We start from the raw sequence: 23,148 nt of genomic DNA on the forward strand, positions 1-23,148 counted from the left end.
CGATGGCAAAAGCGCTCGATGCGATCGACGTCGCGGTCCTGGCCGGCGGGCTCGGTACAAGGCTTGCCGCGACCGTGCCCGGCCTGCCCAAAGCGCTCGCACCCGTGGCGGCGCGCCCCTTCGTCGAACATCTGCTCGATTGGCTCGGCGCCCAAGGGGCGCGGCGCATCGTGTTGCTGCTCGGCCATCGCGCCGAACAGCTCGAAGCGCATCTGGCCGACCATCCGCGCGCGGGCATCGCGTTCGAGACCAGCATCGAACCGCAGCCGCTCGGCACCGGCGGCGCGATCGGCTTTGCGCGCGCGAAGCTGCGCAGCGATCCCATCCTCGTCGTGAACGGCGACACGTTCGTGGACGCGGATCTTGCGCCGATGCTTGCCGCCCATCGAAGAAGCGGATCGCCTGCAACCTTGCTGGCGGTCGAAGTCGCCGACGCAGCACGCTACGGCCGCCTCGACATCGCCGACGGCAGGCTCCGGGCCTTCGTCGAAAAAGACGCAAGCTTCGCCGGTCCCGCCGCGATCAATGCCGGCGTGTATCTGCTGTCGCAAGCTTTGCTCGCCCGCATCGCCGCCCAAGGGCCGGGCTCGCTCGAGCGCGACGTTTTTGCGGCCCTTGCGCCGGGCACACTCGGCGTGCATCTCGACCGTGCGGCGCGCTTCGTCGATATCGGCACGCCCGAAAGCTGGCAGTCGGCCGCATCCATCGTTGCGAAAGAAACGCCGTGACCGCCGACGACGTCCCGCCAATCCGCCGCCTCGGCCGGCGCGCGGTTTTCGAGAACCGCGTCTGGCGCGTGTTCGCCGACGCGATCGCCGACGCAAGCGGCGCACAGGTGCCGGACTATCTGGTGCTCGAAGCCAAAGCGGTTCCCGCCAACGCGATCGGCGGGGTGGCCGTCTTGCCGATCCTGGCCGACGGGCGCGTCGCGTTGCTGCGCAATTGGCGCCACGCGATCGACGGCTGGAGTTGGGAAGCGGCCAAAGGTTTCGTAGAAGCGGGCGAAGATCCGGCCGCAGCGGCGTTGCGCGAACTCGCCGAGGAAACGGGGCTTGCCTGCACGGCAGGCGATCTCGTGTCGCTCGGCAGCGTGCATGCGGAGCCCGCCGCCATGGCGACGCGGGCAGCCCTCTATGTCGCGCGCAATTGCACCGCGCTTGCGGACCATGTGCTGGAAACGGACGAAGCCGGGCTCGGCCGCGTGGCGTTTTTCGACGCCGCCGCGGCCGACGAACTCTGGCAGACCGGCGAAATGCGCGACGCTTTGAGCCTGCTGCTGCTCGCGCGCCGCTCGGTCGCCCTTAAAGCGCCTTGAGACCTGCGCTGCGGCGGCCGAGCCACGGCGCGTAGTCGGCAGGCGGCTTTTCGAACTCGAGATGGATCTGGTCGTTGAAGCGCTCGCGCACGGTAAAGGCCAGCGTCTGCGACAGCCCGTCGAAACGCAAAGTGCCGCGCTCGCCGCTGCGCATCGCATGATTGGTGCGCACATGCGCCCCGCCTTCCGAAGCGTCGACCAGCGTGCCCTCGATGCGCGCGCCGCTGCCGTCGTAGACGTCCACGCTGGCCTGGATCGCAAAGCGCGGGAACTTGCGCCGGTTGGCGTCTTGCGTGGAGGTGCGCACCACGCGCACCAGGATCTGGCGCAGACCCTCGACGTTTTTGGTGACCGACGCGATCGCCGCGCGCACTTCGGCCGCCGAGTTGCCGACCGAGTCGGCTTCGCGGCTGACGTTCTGGATCTTCGAGGAGACCTCGCGCGAGGCTTCGGCCGTCTGGCCGACATTGCGCGCGATCTCCTGCGTGGCGGCCCCCTGCTCTTCCATGGCGGCCGCAATGGCGCTTGCGACCTCGTCCACCTCGCGGATGCGCTCGCCGATTTCGGCGACGGCTGCCACGGCCGCTTCGGTCGCGGCCTGGATCTCGCCGACCTGACGGTCGATGTCTTCGGTCGAACGACCCGTCTGGTTGGCGAGGTTCTTGACCTCCGAGGCCACGACCGCAAAGCCCTTGCCGGCATCGCCCGCGCGCGCGGCTTCGATGGTCGCGTTGAGCGCGAGCAGGTTGGTTTGGCCTGCGATCTGGCCGATGAGCTTCGTCACTTCCGAAATTTTCGCGACCGCGTCCGACAGCGAGCGGATCGTCGCCTGCGCCTTCTCGCCGCTCGCGACCGCGTGCTTGGTCACACTCGACGCACGCGCGACCTGGCCCGAGATCTCGCGGATCGAGGCCGACAATTCTTCGGCCGCCGACGACACGGTCTGCACATTGACGAGCGCTTCTTCGGAGGCCGCTGCAACCGACTGGCTGTCGGTCGACACTTCCTGCGCCAAGGTCGTCATGCCCTGCGCAGCATTGTCGACTTGGCGCGTAGTGGCCGCGATCGATTCGACGGCAGCGGAGGTTTCGCGCTCGACCGTTTCGGCCATGTCGAGCAATGCCTGCTTTTTCTGGCGCTCGGCTTCGGCTGCTGCCGCCCTCTGTTCGGCCTCCAGGCGCAGTTTCTCTTTGCCGGCATCCTGGAACACTTGCAGGGCGGTCGCGAGTTTGCCGATTTCCTCGGTCTGGTCCTTGTGCGGGATCGCGATGTCCAAATTGCCCGCCGCCGTCTCGCGCATCGCCGCCATGACGCGCTTGAGCGGCATCAAAATGCCGATAAAGATAATCGCCGTGCCCAGAAGCAATGCCCCCAGAACGCCGCCTGCGGTGAGGCTGATCGAAAACGTTTTGGCGCCCTGATAGTTGTCTTCAACAGCTTTCGCGGCCGCAGTAAATCCGGCCAGGCTTCGGTCTTCGATCGGACGAATTTGAGCGCGGATTTCGTCGATCAGGCCGCTGAACTCATAGGCAATCTTGCCGGCTTCCTCGAACTTGCCGTCGCGCGACAGGCTTTTGATCGTGTCGGCCTGGGCCTTGTGGCGTGCCAAAATCGCGCGCGCGCGCGTGACTGCCGCCCGCAGCTCTTCCGACAAGAGCAGCGGCTGTAACTGGTCGAGCCGCGCGATAAACCGACGATGCTCGTCCTCGACCAATGCTTCCATTTTTGTGCGCGAATCTGCAGTCAATTCGATCGGCAAAAACTCGACCGCGCGGGCATACGCAAGCAGATTTGCAGTACCCCGGCCCCCGTGCAGAATGCGCGTGGCCTCACCGGTGATTTTGTTCACATCGTCTCTGAGGTCCGAGAGCGCGCGGATCCCACTGACTGACAATGCAGCGGCCACAAAGGACAGCAGCAACAGCACGGCGTAGATTTTTGGCGCAATCGGAATGTTTTTCATCGTACGGTCCCCATGTTTATTATCGGCTCGGCAGTATTCGATCCGCTTATATAGCGAGTTACCGCGAATCGTCCTACGATTCCAGCGTATCTTGAAGGCGGCTGCGTCAAAATGTCATAGAGTGGATACCTCGAAGCATCGATTTGCATTTTGCAAACGCACCCTCCCGTCGACAGCGAACACGCGCTAGATGGATGACATGACCGCACCGACTTGCCGCCCCGTGATTCTTTGCGTGCTCGACGGCTTCGGCTATCGCGTCGAGCGCGCCGACAACGCGATCCGCCTAGCCCGCACGCCGAATCTGGACCGGTTCGCCAGCCTGCATGCGCCGGCCTTTTTGCAGGCCTCCGAGCGCTATGTCGGCCTGCCGACCGGCCAGATGGGCAATTCCGAAGTCGGGCACATGAATCTGGGGGCCGGCCGCGTGGTGATGCAGGATCTGGTGCGCATCGACGCGGCCATCGAGGACGACACCCTCGCAGCCATGCCGGGTTTGCTGGCTTTCGTGGAAACTCTCAAAAAGACCGGCGGTACGGCGCATCTGCTGGGCCTGCTCTCGCCGGGCGGGGTGCATGCGCATCAAGACCATATGGCGGCACTGGCGCGCATTCTGGCCGCCGCGGGCGTGCCGGTTGTCGTGCACGCCTTCCTCGACGGGCGCGACACGCCGCCCAAGAGTGCCGAGGCCTATCTCGAAAGATTCGCGGCCGACATCGCCCCTTTGCCGAACACGTCGCTCGCAACCCTCGCCGGGCGCTTTTACGCCATGGACCGCGACAAACGCTGGGACCGCGTGGCGTTGGCCTACGCTGCCCTGGTCGATGCCGAAGCCCCGCGTTTTGCCGATTGGCAGGCGGCTTTGGCGGCGAGTTATGCCGCCGACGTGACCGACGAATTCGTGCTTCCCGCCAGCCTCGGCGGCTACAAGGGCATGGCCGCGGGCGACGGTCTCTTGATGGCCAATTTCCGCGCCGACCGCGCGCGCGAAATTCTCGACGCCCTGCTGCTGCCCGGTTTCGACGGTTTTGCGCGCCGCCGCATGCCCGCTTTTGCGGCCACACTCGGGCTTGTCGCCTATTCGGACACGCTGTCGGCGCATATGCCCGCCCTGTTCGCCCCGCAATCGCTCGACAATATGCTGGGGTCGGTCGTGTCGGCGGCCGGGCTCAAACAATTGCGCATCGCCGAAACCGAGAAATACGCGCACGTGACCTTCTTCTTCAACGGCGGGGCGGAAGCCGAATTGCCGGGCGAGGCGCGCATTTTGGTGCCCTCGCCCAAGGTCGCGACCTACGATCTCAAGCCCGAGATGTCGGCGGTGGAACTCACCGACAAGCTCGTCGCGGCCGTCGATGCGGGCCTTTACGACCTCATCGTCGTCAACTACGCCAATTGCGACATGGTGGGCCATACGGGCGATCTGCGGGCCGCGATCAAGGCGGTCGAAACCGTCGATGCGTGCCTCGGGCGCTTGGCACGCAGCGTCGAAGCGCAAGGCGGGGCCTTGCTCGTTACGGCCGACCACGGCAATTGCGAATGCATGCGCGATCCGGCGTCGGGCCAGGCGATGACGGCGCACACGCTCAACCCCGTTCCCGTCTATCTCGTCGGCGGCACGCGGCCGGGCCGCAATGCGCCCGTCCATCTTGCCGACGGCAAGCTTGCCGACGTCGCCCCGACGATCCTCGAACTGATGGGGCTTGCCGTACCGCCCGAAATGACCGGCCATTCGCTGCTGCAACCACCCGTTTCAGCCGAATGAGACGTGCGGCCGCCGCTTTCGGCATCTTGCTGGCGGCATCCCCGGCCTATGCCCAGAACGCTGCCGAACGCGGCGAGCAGGTGCGCCAGATCGAACGCCAGATCGAGCAGGAGCGCACCCGTGCGAGCACGCTCGAGCGCCGGGCGACGGCCGAGCAAAGCGAACTCGAAAAGCTGCAAGAAGCCGCCCGCAGTACCGCCGCCGCCGCCATGGCGCGCGAGGACGAGGCAAGCGAACTCGAGCTGCGTTTGGCCGAAATCGACGCCGAGCGGGGAATGCGCGAAGCCGCCATCGCCAACCGCCGCGGCGAGATCGCGGCACTGGCCGGTGCCCTGCAGCGGCTCGCCCGCCAGCCGCCCGAAGCGCTCGCCCTCGATCCCGCCACGCCGCTCGAGGCGGCGCGCACCGCCACCCTCGTCGGTGCCATGGTCGGCACGCTGGAGCGCCAAGCGCATGCGCTCAAAGACGAGCTTGCGGCCCTCACGGCCGCGCGCCAAGCCCATCTGCAGACCCGCACCGCCCTTGCCAAATCCTTGGCCGACCTCGCCCAGGAACGCGCGCAACTGGAAACGGCCCTTGCCGCACGCGCACGCGCAGTCGCGCGCCTTGCCGACGAGCGCGGCGATACCGCCGCCCGCATCGCAAGACTGGGGCGCGAATCGGCCGAATTGCTGGGCCGGCTCGAGCCAGCCCCCGCAATTTCGCCCCAAAATGCGCGCGCCAATGCGCGCAGCGCCCCCGTTTCCCCCGCCGACCTGCAGGCCCTGCCGGCCTATCGCTGGCCGGTGCGCGGCCGGATCGTCGAGAATTGGGGCCAAGCGCAGCCGGGCGGCCAGATATCCAGGGGCCTCACGATCGAACCGCGCGAGGCGGCCAGCCTCGTAGCCCCGGCCGACGGAACGGTGGCCTTTGCCGGGACTTTTCGCGGCTACGGGCAAATCTTGATCCTGGAACACGGCGGCGGGTATCATTCGATCCTGGCACAGTTGAGCCGAATCGACGCTGCGGTGGGGCAAACCGTCACGGCGGGCGAACCGGTCGGCCGGGCGGGGATCGACGATCGCGGAATGCCGGTGCTCTATCTCGAGCTTCGGCGCAACGGACAGCCGGTGGATCCCACGCCCTGGTTGCAGACGGCCGGGACAAGTGCGCGGCGCTAAGAGCCGCGAAAAGAATTTGGACGTCCGCCATCGTGGCGGACGCGGAAAGGACCTTCGAATGTTCGCCCGCAAGATCGCCGCCGCTGCCTTCGCAACCGCGTTTGCAGTCCTGCCTGCCCTCTACGCGGTTCCGGCTGCCGCACAAGCGCCGCAAGCCCCTGCGACGGGCGCCTCGTCGGAGACCTACCGCCTGCTCAATCTGTTCGGCGAAATTTTCGAGATTGTGCGCAACGACTATGTCGAGCAAGTGCCCGACCGCAAGCTGATCGAAGATGCGATCAACGGCATGCTGACGGCCCTCGATCCGCACTCCTCGTTCCTCAATGCGCGCTCCTACCGCGACATGCAGGTGCAGACGCGCGGCGAATTCGGCGGCCTCGGCATCGAAGTGACGATGGAAAACGGCCTCGTGAAGGTCGTCTCGCCGATCGACGAAACGCCCGCAGCGCGCGCAGGGCTGCGCCCCAACGACCTCATCGTGCAGCTCGACGGCGAGCCGGTGCTCGGCCTGTCGCTGCAGGAAGCGGTCGAAAAAATGCGCGGGCCCGTCAACAGCCCGATCAAGATCATGATCCGGCGCGGCGACGCAGCGCCCTTCGAAGTCACGCTCAACCGGGCCGTGATCCGCGTGCAGTCGGTGCGCTCGCGCATCGAAGGCGAGATCGGTTATGTGCGCATCACCTCCTTCACCGAGCAGACCGACACGGGCTTGCGCAACGCCGTCACGCGCATGCGCGAGCAGCTCGGGCCGCGCTTCAAGGGTCTGGTGCTCGACATGCGCAACAATCCGGGCGGCCTGCTCGACCAGGCGGTCTCGGTCTCGGACGCGTTCCTCGAGCGCGGCGAAATCGTCTCGACGCGCGGTCGCCGCACGGACGAAGCCCAGCGCTTCAACGCGCGCGCGGGCGACATCCTCAACGGCATGCCGCTGGTGGTGCTGATCAATGGCGGCTCCGCCTCGGCCTCGGAAATCGTCGCGGGTGCGTTGCAAGACCATCGCCGCGCGATCGTGCTGGGGACGCGCAGCTTCGGCAAAGGCTCGGTCCAGACGATCCGCCCGATCGGCAACCAAGGTGCCATTCGCTTGACGACGGCGCGCTACTTCACGCCGTCGGGTCGCTCGATCCAAGCGCAAGGCATCGATCCCGACATCGTTGTGGAAGCCGCCCGCATCGAAGCGACACCGCAAGGCTCGCAGCGGCGCGAAGCCGATCTGCGCGGCGCTTTGCGCAACCCCCAAGGCGGCGAAACGCCGGCCGCAACGCCGCCCGCCGCAACGCCGGCCCCGGAAAACGAAGAGCGCCAGCAGGAGAGCACGCAAGACTACCAGCTGAGCCGCGCTTTCGATTTGCTGCGGGGTCTTGCCCTCTACAATCAGCGCACGAACTGAGGATACGCCTCAAGGAGCGACCGACCGGCATGGCCGCGCGCGATCCCAAGCCCACATCGACGGACCCCGCCCGGAGCGGGCCGTCGGCGCTGGGGGTTGCGTGGGCCTTGCTGGTGCTCGGCATCGGCGGCTTCGTCGTCTATTCGAACGTGAACCCGCCCGAGGCGATCGATTTGGGCACGCCGATCGCCGCCCAAATCGACCTGCCGCCGGTCGAGACGGCGGCGGCGGAAGTCCCGCCACCCGCACCGCTCGCGCCTGCGCCCGCACCGGCCGCATCGCCATCCATACCGCTTCCCGTACCGGCATTCCCAACGCCCACATTTCCCACAACGGCCGCCCAACCCGAACCGGCGCCCGCTCCCGCACCTGAGTCGCCGCCAGCGGCAGTTGCAACGCCGCCGACGCCTGCACCGGTTGCCGAAGCCCCGCCGTCCGCGACCCCGCCCCCACCAGCGCCGGGCCCGGCACGGCCGCCCATACAAGTTGCCGCCCCCGAACCCGCACCGCCCGCGGCGGTTCGGCCAACCCCGGCAGCGCCGGCGAACGTCGCCGTCGCACGCCCGCCGCCGCCCGCATTGCCGCCGCGCGACGTTGCGGCACCCACTTGGGTGCGTTTTGCGCGACCCTTCGATCCGGAGGAAAAGCGCCCGCGCATCGCGATCGTGATCGTCGATCTCGGCAAAAGCCAAGCGGCGACCAATGCCGCCATCCAGAATCTCGGCGGCGGCATCACGCTCGCCTTTACGCCCTATGCGGACGGGCTTGCCCAATGGGTGGCCCTCGCGCGGGCGGCAGGGCACGAGGTGCTGCTGAGCCTGCCGATGGAGCCGACGGATTTCCCCAATACCGACCCCGGCCCGCAGACGCTGCTGACGGCCCTCACGGGGCGCCAGAATCTCGAACGCCTGACCTGGACGCTCGAGCGCGCGCAAGGCTATGTCGGCGTCATCAACGCGCAAGGCTCGCGCTTTACGGCGTCCGCCGACGCGATGCGCCCGGTCATCGACCGGCTGTTCCAGCGCGGCCTGCTGATGGTCGATGCGCGCACGGCCACGAACTCGGTTGCCGTGCGCATCGCCGACGACGTGGGCCTGCCGCGCGCCTATGCCGACCGGCTGATCGACCAGGAAGCCTCGCGCCCCGCGATCGACCGAGCACTCGCCGATCTCGAGCGACTTGCGCGCCAGAACGGGGCAGCGCTTGGCATTGCGCAGACCTATCCCGTCACGTTCGAGCGGCTCATCAATTGGCTCGCCCAGATCGAAGCGCGCGGCTTCGTGATTGCCCCCGTCTCGGCGGTGGTCAATCGCCAGCCCGCCCTTGCCGCGACCGCTGCAGCCCCGGCCGCCGGCGGACCGCCGCCGCCGCCTTCGGTGCGCCCCTAAGATGGCAGCGCCGTCGCCCCTCTATCGCCCGGGCGTCGGCATTCTGCTGTTCGACCGCACGGGCCTTGCGTTTGTGGGCGAGCGCAGCGATGCGCCCGGTGCCTGGCAGATGCCGCAAGGCGGCATCGATGCGGGCGAGGAGCCGCAGGCAGCAGCCTTGCGCGAACTCGCCGAGGAAACGGGCGTTACGCATGTGCGCGTGGTCGGCGCCACGCGCGGCTGGCTTGCCTACGACCTGCCCGAACATCTGGCGGCCACGATGTGGCGCGGGCAATACAAAGGCCAGCGCCAGAAATGGTATGCGATCAAGTTTCTGGGCCGGGACGGCGACATCAGGCTCGATGCGCACACGCCCGAGTTTTCGAGCTGGCGGTGGGTGCCGCTTTCGCATCTGGCCGATCTGATCGTGCCGTTCAAACGCGATCTCTATGCGCAGATTGTCGCCGAATTGTCGCCGTTCGTCGCTAAACACGCCTCACCATGCACGCCCTGACGATCGACGGAATTTCGAAAAACTTCGCAGCCGCTTCCGGACACCGCATCCAAGCGCTCGACCGCGTGTCGCTGGCGATCAACGCGGGCGAGCTTGTGGCCGTGCTCGGCGCTTCGGGCTGCGGCAAGTCGACCTTGCTGCGCATGGTCGCAGGCTTCGAGACGGCCGATGCGGGCACCATCCGGCTGGGCGACAGGCTCCTCACGGGGCCCGCCACGCATGTGCCGCCCGAGGCGCGCAAGGTCGGCATCGTGTTCCAATCCTACGCGCTGTGGCCGCACATGGATGTGGCGGGCAATGTGGGCTATGCGCTTGCCGTGGCGGGGCTCGACAAGGCAACCATCCGCACGCGCGTGGCCGCCGCCCTCGAGAGTGTCGATCTCGCAGGCTTCGAGACGCGCAAGCCTGCCGAACTTTCCGGCGGCCAGCGCCAGCGCGTGGCGCTCGCGCGCTGCCTGGCGATGGACCCGGCCCTCGTCTTGCTCGACGAACCGCTCGCCAATCTCGACATCCATCTGCGCGCGAGCATGCTCGAAAGCTTCGCCTCGTTCCACGCCAAGACCGAAGCCACGATGCTCTACGTGACGCACGACCAGGCCGAGGCGATGGCGCTGGCCGACCGCATCGCCGTGCTCGAAGCGGGCCGCCTGCTGCAATTCGCCGATCCGCGCACGCTCTATCGCGAGCCCGACAACGAAGCCGTCGCACGCTTCGTCGGTCGCGGAATGGTGGTCGGCGCGCACATGACCGCCAACGAAAATGGGGCGGCACAGGTCGAGATCTTCGGCGCGTCCGTGCGCGTGCGCGCTTCGGCGGCCTGCGCACCGGGGCCGCGCAAGCTTGTGCTGCGCGCCGAAAATCTCGCACCGGCCGCCGATGGTTTTGGCGTGCGCGTCACACATGCGGCCTATATCGGCGGGGCGTGGGAGATCGCGGCAGTTCCGCTCGCCGAACCCGACACGAACTTGCGCGCAGTACTCGGCGACGGGCCGCGCCCGCAGCCGGGCGACACGCTCAACCTTGCCCCCAAAGACGGTTGGGTCCTTCCCGGTTAGGCCGTCCAGGGCAAGGTGCCTGGCGGCAGGCGGTGCCGGAGCAGCGACAGCACGCCCATCAAGGCGACGACGACGCCGATCGCGACGATCGAGACCGCTGCCGCGAGCGGCGAATCCCCGCCTTCCTGCAGTGAAAACACGATTACGCCCAGCGTCTGCGAGCCCGACGACCACAGCAACGCCGAAACGGTGAGCTCGTTGAGGGCCGTCAAGAAAACGAGAATGGCCCCAGCACCTGCCGCCGGTGCCGCCAAGGGCAACGCCACCGTGCGCAGGCGATACGCAAAACCGGCACCGGCGGCAGCGGCCGCATCGTCGAGTGCGGGATCGATCTGCGCAAAACTCGCTGCGATGGGGCGCAAGGCCAGCACCAGAAAGCGCGCGACATAGGCGATCGCGATGATCCACAGCGTGCCGTAGATCGACACGTTCAGCAGCGGCAGCGGGCGGATGAAGGTGAGGATGCAGGCGATCGCGAGCACGATGCCCGGCAGCGCATAGGGCAGCTCAGCCACCGCACCGACGGCGCGCACAAGCGCATTCGGCCGCCAAGCCGCGAGATAGCCGAGCGGCAAGGCCACACCGACGCAGACGACGGCCGCGATCGCCGACAGCAAAAACGAATTGCCGAACGCCGCCGCGACGACAGGCTGGCGCAGCACTTCGCCGAAGGCGGCGAAGCTTGCCGTGTCCGGCCCCAACGGCACCCCGATCGCCGGCACAAGCGCGCTTGCCAGCAAGGCGACAAACGGCACGACCGAAATCAAGATCAACAACCCCCACACGCCCGCCTCGACGAGCCCGCGCGCACGGCCCAGCGCCACAATTCCGGGTCGTTGGCTTGCGCCCAGAATGCGCGCATCGAACCGGCGTGCGGCTTGGCCCTGCAGCCACAAGACGGCAAGCGCAAACACGCCGATGATCGCCGACAGCACGGCCGCTTGGGCGAGCACGGACGTGCCGAACCCGGCCAAGCGTTGGTAGATCAGCGTGACAAGCGTGTTGTAGCCGACCGGAATGCCGAGCAAAGCGGGCGTGCCGAAATTGCCGACCGACGACACGAACGCCAGCAGCGTGCCTGCGAGCAACGCCGGGGCCAGCATCGGTGCCACGATCGTGGCAAGGGTGCGCATGTGCGATGCCCCGCACGCGCGTGCAGCCTCGATCGCCTCGCGCGGCAGTGCAAGCAAGCCCGCGCGCACGGCCAGAAACACGAGCGGTGCGTGCTCGAGCCCGAGCAGCCACGAAATGCCGCCGCGCCCCAGCATCGGGTTGGCCGAGCCCGGCGGCGGGGCAAGGCCGAAAGCGCCCAACAACGCGCTTTGCGGGCCCGCCATGTTCAGCCAGGCCAAGGCCGCGATCTGCGAAGGAACAACCAGCGGCAGCACGAACAAAAAGATCAAGGCATGCTTGGCGCGGATGTCGGTCAGCACCACGAGCAGGGCAAAGCCTGCGCCGAGGACGAGCGAAACGAAGGTGCCGAGCAGCGACGTTTCGAGCGTGCGCCACGCCGCATTCCAGGTCGAGGGTGCCGACAGGATGCGCGTGGCGATCGCAAGGTCGAAGCCGCCGCCGCGCGGGGCGACGGCTTCGTAGCCCAAGCGCAGCAGCGGCCACAAGGCCAGCAGCCCGACCAAGGCTGCAAGGCCGAAGAGCCAGAAACGTTCGACCGCCGTCTGTGCGCGCGACATCGCCGGCGGTCGCCGTCCGGCTTAGCGGCCGAACAGGTCGGCGAAGCGTTCCTTGTTGCGCTCGTCGTCGCGCAGGATGGCCGCGATGTCGCTCTTCATCATCGGCACGCGTGCCAAATCCGGGAAGCCCGGCGGCGGTGTGACGTCGCCGCGCGCGGGCAGCATGCCTTGGCTTGCGGCAAGGCCCTGGCCGTCGGCGCTGAGCAGGAAATCGACGAAGGCGCGCGCGGCATTCTGATTGCGCGCGGTGCGCAGGATCGCGACCGGCTCGGTCACGAAGGTCACACCCTCCTTCGGGAACACGAACTCGATCGGCGAACCGCGTTCGCGCGCACGGATCGCCATGAAATCGACGATCACGCCGTAGAGTTTCTGGCCGCCCGCAACCGCTTCGAGCACGGCCGGGTTGCCGCGCGCGGCCTGCGCCCCGTTGCGCTGCAGCGCTTCGAAATAGCTCCAACCCAGACCCGGCGTGGCGACGACCGACCCCATATGGATGGCGGCCGCCCCTGAGAACAGCGGCGACGGCATCAGCACTTGGCCGCGCGCTTCGGGCTTGGCGAGGTCGGCCCAGCTTTCGGGCTTCATCGGCGCGGCACGGTTGTAGACGATGCCCGTCGTGATGAGCTTGGTCGCGAAATAGGTCTTCTCGGCGTCGTGGCTGCCTGCGGGCAGACCGTCGGTCTTGGCGCCCGGATACGCCAACAGACGATTTTCGCGCTTGAGGGCTTCCATCGTCATCGCGTCGGCGATCAGCAGCACGTCGGGCTGCGGCTGGCCGGCCACGAACTCGGCCTGCAGGCGGTTCATAAGCTGCGTGGTGCCGTCGCGCACGAACGTGACTTCCACTTGCGGATGGACACGGCGGAACGCGTCGATCGTGGCCTGGGCATCGGCCTGGGGCTGCGAGGTGTAGAGCGTCAGGCGCCCGCTTGGGCTTTGCGCTTGGGCGGCGGCAAACGGAACGGCGACGGCGGCGGCAAGGCCGACAAGGCCGGCGAAAATCGGGTGCATAAGGGGTGTCTCCTGGCGAAATCGGATGAAAGACGCGGCATCCAGCTACACGGGCTGCGTTACAGCTTGATGAAGCCGCTCCTCAAAACTTGGGAATTACGAATGCACTCAGGCATTTGCACGCGCAAGCACGCGTGCACGCGTGGCGATGGCGCGGGCCGCGAACGCGGCCAAGCCGCGATGCAGCCAGCCTTGCGGCGACAGCCCCACCGCTTTGAGCGCCATGCCGACTCCGCGCTCGACATGCGCGCGTCGATAGACCGAATAGGCGCGGCGCGCATAGGCCCTGGCGCTCGTCTTGCGGTCGTATTTGGCGGGCCATTGGTTGGCCGCGTAGTAGGCATAGGCGAGTTCGTCGTCTTCCGATTCCGCAATGCGACCGAGCCCTGTCCATACCCGGCCCCAGCGGCCGAGATTCTCGGTGCTCTGGTAGCGGCGCATGTGCGTGTAGAAGAGCTTGTAGTGGCGCAACTCGTCGGCCGCGATGCGGCGGCAGATCTGCTCGAAGACCGGCTCGTGCGAAATGTCGGCTAGCGCCGAATAGTAGGAGCTCGTCCCCGTCTCGACGATGCAGCGCGCGATCAGTTCGCCCGTGCGGCTGCCGCGCACCGAGGTTGCGGCATCGAGCGGCAGCTTGTAGCCGTCGGTAAAGCGCTTGAAGGCTGCGGCAAAATCCCACGCCGGATCGGCCATCTGCGCCCAGCGCGCCAAAGCGGCCCCGTGCTGCACTTCCTCGCGCGCCCACATGTCGATTTCGGGACGGATGTCCGGGTCGTCCGCGAACACGTTGTTCAAATAGACCGCGTAGTCGGCCCCGTTGTGTTCGACCAAAGCTGCCGCCTTGGCGACGCGCAACAGGTCGGGGTCGACTTGGTCGCGACGAAAAGCGGTCCAATCGATGTCGTCGAGCGTCCAGTGGGCCATGATCGGCAATACGCGTCCGCAAGGGGGCTGAAACAAATCGGGCGGTAACCCCTTATATGCGGAATAGGCGTCGCTATTTCAAGGACCTATACCAAAGCAAGAACGACCCGGCGATTGCGCTTGCCCTTGCTTTCGATCTTTTCGACGACAACCGCGCCGATTTCGCCGGTGCGCGCCACATGCGTGCCGCCGCAAGGCTGCAAATCCACGCCCGCAATGTCGAGCAAGCGCACCCGGCCGGCCCCACGCGGCGGCTGCACCGACATGGTGCGCACGAGCTCGGGCCGCGCATCCAATTCGCTTTCTTCGACCCAGCGCGGGGCCACGGGCGCGTCCTGGGCGATCAGTCGGTTGAGGCCGGCTTCGATCGCCGCCTTGTCGAACACGACCTCGCCGGGGTCGAAATCGAGGCGCGAACGGTCGGCGCCGATCTGACCGCCGGTGACGCCTGCCGGCACCACCGCGCACAGCAAATGCAGGGCCGTATGCATGCGCATATGGCGATGGCGACGCGCCCAGTCGATTTCCAGCGTCACCGGTTCGCCCGCCGCAGGCAGCGCCTGGCCTTCAGCCGCAATATGCAGAATGCCCCCTTCGCCTTTGCGCGTATCGGCAATCGCAAGGCGCGTACCGTCGGCGCGCACCAGCGTGCCGGTGTCGCCGGGCTGGCCACCGCCCATCGGATAGAAGATCGTGCGGTCGAGCACGATGCCGGCAGGGGTGGCCGCAATCACCTGTGCGGTGGCGGTCTTCAAATAGGCGTCTTCGCGAAAAAGTTCCTCGGTCACGGGGGCAATCCTCTTGGAATTTGCGATAAACACTTGACGGGGGGCGCCAAAAAGCGAGAGTCCGCCGCCATGGCGCGCACTGTCAACCTCGAAGCCGAAATCGAACGTTTCCTCGACGCGCTCGACGAAAAATCGTCGACATTGCGCGAAGTGGTCGCCGCCACCAAATCGGAGGTCGCGCGCTCGAGTTTCGCCAACTACAAAAAATTCTCCGACGTGTGCGGCGATTTCGACAGTTTCTGCATTCTGATCGAGTATCGGCTGAAGCGCCTGCCGCAGGGGCCGGCGCGTGCGCAGCTCGGCGCGCGCTTCCAGGCCGCGCGCGTGGCGCACATGTCGCGCCAACTCAAGACGTCGATCGAACTCATGGGGCTCGTGGCGAGTGTGCGCGAATTGCCGCTCGGCGCCAAGGACGTGTTCTTGCGCGAACTGCGCTCGATCTACGCGCTAAAAAACGCGCTGTCCGAACCGCCCTTTGCCGACGGCGTGGCCCCCGAAACAGCGCACGACATCGACCTTGCCGAGAAGATCCTGCGCGAAATCATCGAACGGGCGCCGACGATGCTCGAATTGTCGCTCGGCATCGAAAGCGGCGAAGCGACGGCGGCCGAAGCCTGACCCTCCGCGTTCTTCTGTCGCAAAAACCCGAATTGCGGTAAGGTTAAGTTTATATGGCAGACGGCGGCGAAAACACCGAACAACGCCCAGCCCTGGTTTCGGGGCGGGACGTTGCCCTGGGCGATCGTTTCAAAATACGGTCGTCGCAGACCGTTATGGACATGGCGTCGCCTGCGGCCGAAGCCTTCGTTGCGACCGATGCCTCAGCGCCGGACTCGGGCTGCGTTGCTCTGGTTGCGCGCCCCGAACAATTGCCGCGCATTTCCGGCTGCCTGCAGATCAAAGGGCTCGACCAGATCGGCGTAGCACGGCTGTACGACCACGGTGCGGTCGATTGGCCCGACGGCACGCGGCGCTACGCGATGGTCTACGAAGCCCCTGCGGGCCCGCCGCTTCTGCGGCGCGACGCGACGATCCAGCCAATCGACGCCACCACGCTGATCCGCAGCTTCATCCGCCCCGTCGTGCAGGCTTTGTCGGAGTTCGCGCGCCGCGGCGTGAGCCATCGCGCGATCCGGCCCGACAATGTGTTCTGGTACGATTTCGGCAAATCGAAGCTGATGCTGGGGCCGTGCACGGTGGGCCCTGCGGGCTCGCGCCAGCCCGCCCAGTTCGAAGCGATCGAAATGGCGATCTGCAATCCCTACGGCCGCGGCCCCGGCCATTCCAGCGACGACATGTTCTCGCTGGGTGCGACCGTTCTGGCGCTTGCGATGGGCCGCTGGCCGATGGCCGAGAGCGACGATGCGGCCGTGATCCAAAAGCGCCTGTCGGTCGGCAATTGGGAAGCGCTTGCAGGCAAATTCAACGCGCCGCCAGAACTGTTCGATTTCCTGCGCGGCACGCTGGCCGACGATCCGGCCGAGCGCTGGGCGCTGCCGACGATTGCCAAATGGACCGACGGCGGCAGGCCGGCACTTCCGCGCTTCACCGAAATCGCCAAAGCGCGCGAGCCCTTCCTGTTCGAAGCGCGCCTCTTTCGCACAGCGCGCGAGATAGCGCTCGCCCTTGCCGCAAACCCGGCGCAAGCGGCGGGTGCCGTGCGCTCGGGCGTGCTTGCCGACTGGGCGCGCCGCTCGCTGCCCGACGATGGGGCCGCCCGGCGCGTTGCCGCCATTTCCGGGCCCGACAATCCGGCCGCGCGCGACGGCGATCCGGCCCTTGTCGGCCGCGCCTGCATCGCCCTCGACCCGACCGGGCCCATCCACATCTCCGGCACCTCGGCGCGACCCGACGGGCTGGGGCCAGCCTTGGCGCATGCCTTTCTTTCGCGCCGCGATTCGCTGCCGGCATTCGATGCGCTGATGCGCGCAGGTTTGCATCTCGAATGGCTCACCGCGCAAGAAACGATGCAGCGCGATCCAAATGCGCGGCCGCGGCGCAAACACGCCTCGCACGAGCGCCTGTCGCGCTGGGCAATGGATGCGGCACCCGGCGGCGGGCTCGAGCGCTGCCTCTACGAAATCGATTCCAACTTGCCGTGCCTGTCGCAAGCCTGCATCGACCAATGGGTCGACGCCCCGGGCGAGATTCTGCCCGCGATCGACGCCTCGATCGCCGACGGGGCGAACAAAGGCTTCGACCGCCACATCGCGGCCTTCCTGTCGGCGCGTGGTGCCGCCGACGAGAAGGCGCTGCGCGGCCTCATGGGCGGGACTGCCAGCGAAGAAGAGCGCCTGGCGGCCCTACGGCTGCTCTCAAATCTGCAGGAAAACTACATGATCGGCGGCCTGCCCAATCTGGCGGCCCAGTGTGCGGCCTTGGTGCGCCCGACAGTCGAGCAGTTCCAGCGCATTTCGACCAAGCAGATGATCGCGCAGAAGAGCGAAGCATCGGTCGCGCAGGGCGATCTCAAATCGCTGCTCGGCATCGTCGACGACCGGCTGGCACTCGAAGCCGACGGGCGCGGCTTCACGGCGGCAAAAACCGAATACGCATCTGCGACCGAGCGGCTCAGCAAGTCGGACCTCATCATGCTCGACCGCGTGCGCCAAGCGCTGCATCGCGGGCGCGAAACGGCCGTGCTGGCTTCGGGCGCTTTGTCGCTCGCGACGTTCTTCGCAGTGCTGGCGCTGCACCTGCCATGAGCAAGCGCACGGGCTCGGCAACCGAAAACGCGATGGAGCGCGCACGCCAGCGCTCGACCGGCTGGGCGCGACGCATGGCGCCGGCCGCATGGCTGCTGGCGGGCGTGTTGCTGGTGGGCCTGCTGGTCGCTTGGCCGATGATCGCGTTCTACTTCGCGGTTGCGTGCCTGCCCACGCTGGCGATCGGCCTCATCGACGACGATCCCGACCGCCGCGGCATGGTGTGCGTCGGCACGCTCAATATGGCGGGGGCGCTGCCCTTCGTGCTGCTGTCGATCACGGGCCAGTTCAAGGCAAACCCACTGCTGTTCGCACCCGCCTATCTCTTTCCGTTCATGGGGGCTGCAATCGGGTACGGTCTCTATTATTTCATTCCGCTCATCACACGCCGGATCGCCAAGGCCGAAGAAGACCGCGAGAAGATGGCGCTCGGCGAACGCCAGCAGACGCTGGTCGACGAGTGGGGCGCCAACGTCGCCACCGTCAAGCTCGATTTCAGCCGCAGCGACGGCTAATCTCGGCGCACACCAAAAAAACACGATACGGGAGAACACGCATGCCTTCGTCCAACACTGCTGCCGCCGCCAAAGTCGCCGTCGTTACCGGTGCCGGATCCGGCGTGGGGCGCGCCGTTGCCTTAGCCTTGAGTGCGGCTGGCTACAAAGTGGTGCTCGCGGGCCGCCGCGCCGATGCGTTGGCCGAAACCAAGGCCTTGGCCAAAGGCACTTGCCTCGCAATCCCGACCGACGTCGCCGACGATAAAGCCGTCGACGCGCTGTTCGCCAAGACGGTCGCTGAATTCGGGCGCGTCGATCTCTTGTTCAACAATGCGGGCACCAACCTGCCCGCTACGTCGATCGAAGAAATCGAGCCTGCGCGCTGGCGCAGCATCGTCGATGTCAATCTCAACGGCATGTTCTACTGCACGCGTGCGGCCTTCCTCGCCATGAAGGCGCAGACCCCGCAAGGCGGGCGCATCATCAACAACGGCTCGATCTCGGCGCATGCGCCGCGCCCCGGCTCGGGCGTCTATACGGCGACCAAACACGCGATCACGGGCCTCACGAAGAGCACCTCGCTCGACGGGCGGCGCTACGACATCGCGTGCGGCCAGGTCGATATCGGCAATGCCGCGACCGACATGACGGCGCGCATGGCCAAAGGCGTTCCGCAGGCCAACGGCACGATGGCGGTCGAACCGACGATGGACGTGGCGCATGTCGCGAGCACGGTCGTGCATATGGCGTCTCTGCCGCTCGACGCCAACGTGCAGTTCGTGACCGTGATGGCGAGCAAAATGCCGTTCATCGGCCGCGGCTGAAGCTCAAGCCGCTTTTTTGGCTTTCAGGATCTCGGACGCGCGCCAGAAGCCGAGGCCGGCCCCGTCGACGAAATGCACATGCCGGTCGGCGGCAAAATCGCCGACAAGGCACGTGATGGTCGTCGCATCGGCGCGCGCAAGGCCGAAGCGGATTTCGCCGGCCGCTTCCGAAGCCGCAAGCACGGCCGCAATGCGCGATGCCGCATCCGGCGTTACGTCGAGCACCAGGCGCGGGCCGCCGGCGGCTTTGCGATAATCCGAGCGGATCGCCATGTCGCGCCGATAGCGCGTTATGTCGATCGCCCCCAGTTTGCCGCCGCACAGATGCACGACATAGGCGACGAACGCGCCGAACAGCGCCGTTGCCACACGCTGGATGCGCTGGCCGCGCGGGCTTGCGCGCGCCTCCAAGCGCAAAGCGGCAAGGCTTGGCATCAGACGCAGCTGGATCGGCGAGCCGTCGCCGAGCGGGGCCGCATCGAGGCCTTGCGTGCACGCGTCGATCTGCGCCAGCACGCGGCCGAGCACGGCAAGCCCCGCCCGACCCGGAGCGACCGGATCGGCGATCACGCACAGCACCACGCCGTTACGCGCGGCGACCGGCTGCCAGCGGCACGACAAGCCCTCGAGGCCAGCAAGCGGCCCTTCGGCAGGCGTCACTTGCCAATGCGGATCCTGTTTGACCCATGCGTCGGCAGCGACGATGCCGTCGCCCAAAAACAGGCCGAACGCATTGCGATTGCCGAAATCCTGGAGCGCCACGAATGCGTCGAAGCCCTTTGCGTAGAGAGCCGCAACGGGCACGAGGCCCACGCGCAGTGCAATGCCGTATTCGGCGTCTGCCCAATGCGCGAGGGCGGCCAACGCCGTGCGCGTATCGGCAAGGCGGGCGGGCGGTACGGCCGCGATCGCCCCGTCGCCGCCAAATTGGCAGGCGACTTGGCTGCCAGCGTCGCGCACGGCTTCGCTCAAGACGGCAACGGCGGCCCCGGCGACGAAATTGACGTCTTTGTCGCGCCCGGCGGCCGCGAGCTTCGTGCTGCCGACGATGTCGGCCACCGCCAGCGCCCAATCGTCGGCCAGCCGCGCGTAGTGCGCAGGATCGGCACCTTCGCGCGCGAAGTCGGCGATCAGGGGCAGTTCGACGGATGCCATGGCGACACCCCTTTCTTCCGCGGCAGTGTTGCACGATCCGTGCGGCATGTTAAATCGACGGCATGGACAGTCCCATTCTCGTCGTCGGCGGCAGCGGCTTCATCGGCCTCAATATCGTCGAAACTCTGCTCGCCAAAGGCGAGGCCGTGGTGCTGCACGCGCTCGACGCGCCGCCGGCATCGGCCCTTACCGACTTTTCGAAATTGCCGGGCCGCCTCATCTGTGCGACCGGCGACGCCGCCGACACAAAAAGCCTCGTCGAATTGGTGCGCGAACACAAAATGCGCCGCGTCGTCTACGGGGCGGCGATCACGGCCGGGCCGCAGCGCGAGCGGCAAAGTGCGGCGCGCATTTTGAGCGTCAATGCGGTTGCGGCCGTTGCCCTTTACCAAGCGCTCGCAGGTGCTGCACTTGCGCGCTTTGTCTATCTCTCGTCGGTCGCCGTCTACGGCTCGGCCGGCTATGGGACGGTGCCGACGGCCGAAACGGTCGAGCCAATCCCCGACTCGCTCTACGCGATCAGCAAATACACGACCGAGCGCAGCCTTGCGCGCTTGCGCGACGCGGCGCGCGGCGATGCCGTGTGCCTGCGCGTGGGCCCCGCCTTCGGGCCGTGGGAATACAGCACAGGCCTGCGCGACACGCTGTCGCCGCCCTTCGAGCTGCTGCGCCACGCGCGCCAGGGGCGGACCTGCCTGCTGCCGCGTGCCGGCATTCGCGACTGGACCTACGCGCCGGATATCGGTGCGGCGGTTGCGCGCGTGTTGGCTGCACCCCAGCCGCTCGCACCTGTCTACAATGTGGCGGCGGGCCGCGCGGCAAGCCTGCTCGAATTCGCACAGGCCTTGCAGCAGCGCTATCCGCAATTCGCGGCACGGCTGGCCGACGCTCCGCAGGACGCCACACTCGATCTCTACGCGCCGCACGACCGCGCAATGCTCGATGCCACGCGGCTTGGCACCGATATCGGCTTTGCAGCGTCGCGCGACGTTTCGGCGACGGTCGCCGCGTGGCTTGAATGGCTCGATCGCCATCCGGATTTCGCACCCGCCTAAGTTTCTGCAAACGCATCGATTTACTCGTACGCTCAGATGCGCTATCGAACGGCGCTTGTTACTCTGTTGTTGTCGGTAGCTTCCATGAACAGCGGTTTCGATCCCAGCGTGTTGGCCGAGCTTCGCACCCATATCGGCGACGAGGCGGTCGGACGCGTGGTTGCGCAATTCAAAAGCGATGTGGCGCGGCGCGTCGATCTTTTGCCGGGGCTGTTGGGACAAGATCTCGCGCGTGCCGCCCATGCGCTCAAAGGCTCGGCGCTCGAAGTGGGGGCAGTCGCAATGGCCGAGGCCGCCCGCATTCTCGAACAGACCGGGGCGACTCTCTCGGCGGATGCGGCCGCCAGCCGGATCGAAACGCTGCGCCGCCTCGTCGCCGAGACTTTCGACGCCCTCGACAGGATCGTCGTACCCCGTGTCTGATCGCGTTTTTTCGGCGCTTCCAGGCGTCATTCGCGCCAAGAGAAACGCCCCAAAATGGTTAATGTCGATTTAACCATATGATATATATTTGATATTCGCATTCTTGGAAAATCATTCGAAATTCTAATTCAATTCTCACAAAAAAGATTGATCTTTAGCTAAAATTTGATACAAATGCTGTCAGGACCAATCAATCAAGGACCCGCAGCCATGATCAACCGCGCCACCGACAGCAATATCGACCCGCTTCTCGTCTCTTCCGAAGACGCGATCGTCCTGTCGTTCGATGGCGAAAAGGAAGCTGCCGAGGCCCCGCAGGACGAAAAGATCCTCTCCGCCGAAGAGGCCGAAAAGCTCGATGCCGAATGGCTGCGCACGGCGAGCGTGCTCAACGTCAAAGGCGGCGAAAGCGTGGAAGCGGGCGACAAAAACGACCTGATCGTCGTGCATGACGGCGACAGGGCTTACGACAGCAAAATTTTTGCGGGCGGCGGCGACGACCGGGTCCACGCAGGTGCGGGCAACGACCATATCGATGCAGGGGCCGGCAACGACACGATCCATACCGGTGCGGGCAAGGACACCGTGATCGCGGGCGAAGGCAACGACGCGGTGTGGGCCAGCTTCGACAGCGACTCGCTCGAAGGCGGCAGCGGCGACGACCGCCTGGGCGGCGACGAAGGCGACGACAGCGTCATCGGCGGCGAAGGCAACGACACGCTGGCAGGATGGTCGGGCGACGACTATCTCGACGGCGGCGAAGGCGACGACACGCTGGTGGGCGACGCAGGCTTCAAGGACCGCATGTTCGGCGGCGACGGCAACGACCGCATTTTCGACAATGACGGCGTGCTCGGCGCCCATGGCGGGGCCGGCGACGATCTGATCGCGGTTTCGTTTGCCGCCGACAGCACGACGCGTTCGGACGGCAAGATCTCGGGCGGCTACGGCAACGACGCGATCTTCGTGGCCATGGACAACGCCAACCTCTTCTTGAACATGCGCGCCGACGAGATTTCGGCGAGCGACCAGGACGGCAACGACTATGTCGAACTCTCCGGCATCTACGGCAACTCCGTCGTGTCGATGGGCGGCGGCGACGACTATTTCGTGGGCGGCCAGGGCGGCGACAACGTCAACGGCGGCACGGGCTCGGACTGGCTCGCCGGCGGCGCGGGCAACGACCTGCTGACCGGCGGCGAAGGGGCCGACCGCTTCATTTTCGCCAACGGTACGGGCCGCGACACGGTCGCGGATTTCACCGTCGGCAGCGACCTGCTCGACCTGCAGGGCTATCTGGGTGCGAAGGACGAGGCCCTTTCCTTCGAGAGCCTGGCGATCGTCCAGCAGGGCAACAATACGGTCATCACGCTCGGCTCGACAGACTCGATCACGCTCTCGAACGTCTCGGCCAAGTCGATCGGAGCCGGCGACTTCTTCTTCGGCTAAACCCGATTTCCCGCAAAAGTCCGCTCTTTCCAAATTCGGGAAAAGAGGACTTTCTCTTTTTTATTCAGATATTTAGAATTTTCTACAGCATACC

General features: G+C 66.5%; 21 protein-coding genes. 15 read left to right on the forward strand and 6 right to left on the reverse strand.

The features are described 5' to 3' along the window. Positions 1-2 precede the first annotated feature (2 nt). On the forward strand, positions 3-728 hold the full coding sequence (locus O9320_03675; protein ID MCZ8309927.1) for a nucleotidyltransferase family protein: 726 nt from the start codon (positions 3-5) through the stop codon (positions 726-728). Next, the gene (locus tag O9320_03680; GenBank protein ID MCZ8309928.1) at positions 725-1,315 is read left to right on the forward strand and encodes an NUDIX hydrolase; all 591 of its coding nucleotides are present in this window, start codon (positions 725-727) and stop codon (positions 1,313-1,315) included. The genes O9320_03675 and O9320_03680 overlap by 4 nt, the downstream gene beginning before the upstream one ends. Here the strand turns inward: O9320_03680 and O9320_03685 are convergent. Further along, on the reverse strand, positions 1,302-3,278 hold the full coding sequence (locus O9320_03685; GenBank protein MCZ8309929.1) for a methyl-accepting chemotaxis protein: 1,977 nt from the start codon (positions 3,276-3,278) through the stop codon (positions 1,302-1,304). The genes O9320_03680 and O9320_03685 overlap by 14 nt on opposite strands. Before the next feature lie 199 nt (positions 3,279-3,477). Here O9320_03685 and gpmI point away from each other — a divergent pair, with 199 nt between their 5' ends. From gpmI to O9320_03715, 6 genes are read left to right on the forward strand one after another with little or no spacing between them, the layout of a single operon-like run. Next, the gene (gene gpmI / locus O9320_03690) at positions 3,478-5,043 is read left to right on the forward strand and encodes a 2,3-bisphosphoglycerate-independent phosphoglycerate mutase (GenBank protein ID MCZ8309930.1); all 1,566 of its coding nucleotides are present in this window, start codon (positions 3,478-3,480) and stop codon (positions 5,041-5,043) included. After that, on the forward strand, positions 5,040-6,203 hold the full coding sequence (locus O9320_03695; protein ID MCZ8309931.1) for a peptidoglycan DD-metalloendopeptidase family protein: 1,164 nt from the start codon (positions 5,040-5,042) through the stop codon (positions 6,201-6,203). Before gpmI ends, O9320_03695 begins: the two co-directional genes overlap by 4 nt. Before the next feature lie 58 nt (positions 6,204-6,261). Then, positions 6,262-7,593 carry a S41 family peptidase gene (locus O9320_03700; GenBank protein MCZ8309932.1) on the forward strand — a complete coding sequence of 444 codons (1,332 nt, stop codon included), beginning with the start codon at positions 6,262-6,264 and terminating at the stop codon, positions 7,591-7,593. 29 nt (positions 7,594-7,622) lie between these two features. Next, on the forward strand, positions 7,623-8,981 hold the full coding sequence (locus tag O9320_03705) for a divergent polysaccharide deacetylase family protein (GenBank protein ID MCZ8309933.1): 1,359 nt from the start codon (positions 7,623-7,625) through the stop codon (positions 8,979-8,981). A gap of 1 nt (position 8,982) precedes the next feature. Beyond that, a complete protein-coding gene (locus O9320_03710; protein MCZ8309934.1) occupies positions 8,983-9,474 on the forward strand; it encodes an RNA pyrophosphohydrolase in 492 nt (163 codons plus the stop codon). Further along, positions 9,462-10,529, forward strand: coding sequence for an ABC transporter ATP-binding protein (locus O9320_03715; protein ID MCZ8309935.1), 1,068 nt, complete (start codon positions 9,462-9,464; stop codon positions 10,527-10,529). Before O9320_03710 ends, O9320_03715 begins: the two co-directional genes overlap by 13 nt. On the opposite strand, the gene O9320_03720 is transcribed toward O9320_03715, so the two are convergent. From O9320_03720 to O9320_03735, 4 genes are all read right to left on the reverse strand, one after another. After that, positions 10,526-12,220 (reverse strand): iron ABC transporter permease, encoded by a 1,695-nt coding sequence (locus O9320_03720; protein MCZ8309936.1) that lies wholly within the window; start codon positions 12,218-12,220, stop codon positions 10,526-10,528. The two genes, O9320_03715 and O9320_03720, sit on opposite strands and share 4 nt — an antisense overlap. A gap of 21 nt (positions 12,221-12,241) precedes the next feature. Then, the gene (locus O9320_03725; protein ID MCZ8309937.1) at positions 12,242-13,234 is read right to left on the reverse strand and encodes an ABC transporter substrate-binding protein; all 993 of its coding nucleotides are present in this window, start codon (positions 13,232-13,234) and stop codon (positions 12,242-12,244) included. 108 nt (positions 13,235-13,342) lie between these two features. Then, complete coding sequence (locus tag O9320_03730; GenBank protein ID MCZ8309938.1) at positions 13,343-14,158, reverse strand: ferritin-like domain-containing protein; 816 nt, start codon at positions 14,156-14,158, stop codon at positions 13,343-13,345. Positions 14,159-14,244: 86 nt separating this feature from the next. Beyond that, positions 14,245-14,946, reverse strand: coding sequence for an alanyl-tRNA editing protein (locus O9320_03735; GenBank protein MCZ8309939.1), 702 nt, complete (start codon positions 14,944-14,946; stop codon positions 14,245-14,247). A gap of 69 nt (positions 14,947-15,015) precedes the next feature. Between O9320_03735 and O9320_03740 the strand changes: the two genes are divergently transcribed. From O9320_03740 to O9320_03755, 4 genes are all read left to right on the forward strand, one after another. Continuing rightward, entirely contained in the window at positions 15,016-15,564 is a 549-nt protein-coding gene (locus O9320_03740; protein MCZ8309940.1) for a hypothetical protein, read from the forward strand. A 155-nt stretch (positions 15,565-15,719) separates the two neighbouring features. Beyond that, entirely contained in the window at positions 15,720-17,651 is a 1,932-nt protein-coding gene (locus O9320_03745) for a hypothetical protein (GenBank protein MCZ8309941.1), read from the forward strand. Beyond that, positions 17,648-18,166 carry a hypothetical protein gene (locus O9320_03750; protein ID MCZ8309942.1) on the forward strand — a complete coding sequence of 173 codons (519 nt, stop codon included), beginning with the start codon at positions 17,648-17,650 and terminating at the stop codon, positions 18,164-18,166. The genes O9320_03745 and O9320_03750 overlap by 4 nt, the downstream gene beginning before the upstream one ends. A 41-nt stretch (positions 18,167-18,207) precedes the next feature. Further along, positions 18,208-18,972 carry an SDR family NAD(P)-dependent oxidoreductase gene (locus O9320_03755; GenBank protein ID MCZ8309943.1) on the forward strand — a complete coding sequence of 255 codons (765 nt, stop codon included), beginning with the start codon at positions 18,208-18,210 and terminating at the stop codon, positions 18,970-18,972. Between the two features lie 3 nt (positions 18,973-18,975). Here the strand turns inward: O9320_03755 and O9320_03760 are convergent, their stop codons facing one another. After that, a complete protein-coding gene (locus tag O9320_03760; GenBank protein ID MCZ8309944.1) occupies positions 18,976-20,127 on the reverse strand; it encodes a DUF3095 family protein in 1,152 nt (383 codons plus the stop codon). Between the two features lie 62 nt (positions 20,128-20,189). Here O9320_03760 and O9320_03765 point away from each other — a divergent pair, with 62 nt between their 5' ends. The 3 genes from O9320_03765 (at position 20,190) to O9320_03775 (ending at position 23,054) form a co-directional block, all read left to right on the forward strand. Continuing rightward, a complete protein-coding gene (locus O9320_03765; GenBank protein MCZ8309945.1) occupies positions 20,190-21,182 on the forward strand; it encodes an NAD(P)-dependent oxidoreductase in 993 nt (330 codons plus the stop codon). 84 nt (positions 21,183-21,266) lie between these two features. Continuing rightward, complete coding sequence (locus O9320_03770) at positions 21,267-21,605, forward strand: Hpt domain-containing protein (protein ID MCZ8309946.1); 339 nt, start codon at positions 21,267-21,269, stop codon at positions 21,603-21,605. Between the two features lie 210 nt (positions 21,606-21,815). Beyond that, entirely contained in the window at positions 21,816-23,054 is a 1,239-nt protein-coding gene (locus O9320_03775) for a calcium-binding protein (protein MCZ8309947.1), read from the forward strand. Positions 23,055-23,148 lie beyond the last annotated feature (94 nt).

The sequence above is a fragment of the Magnetospirillum sp. genome (assembly GCA_027532905.1).
GTDB lineage: Bacteria > Pseudomonadota > Alphaproteobacteria > CACIAM-22H2 > CACIAM-22H2 > Tagaea.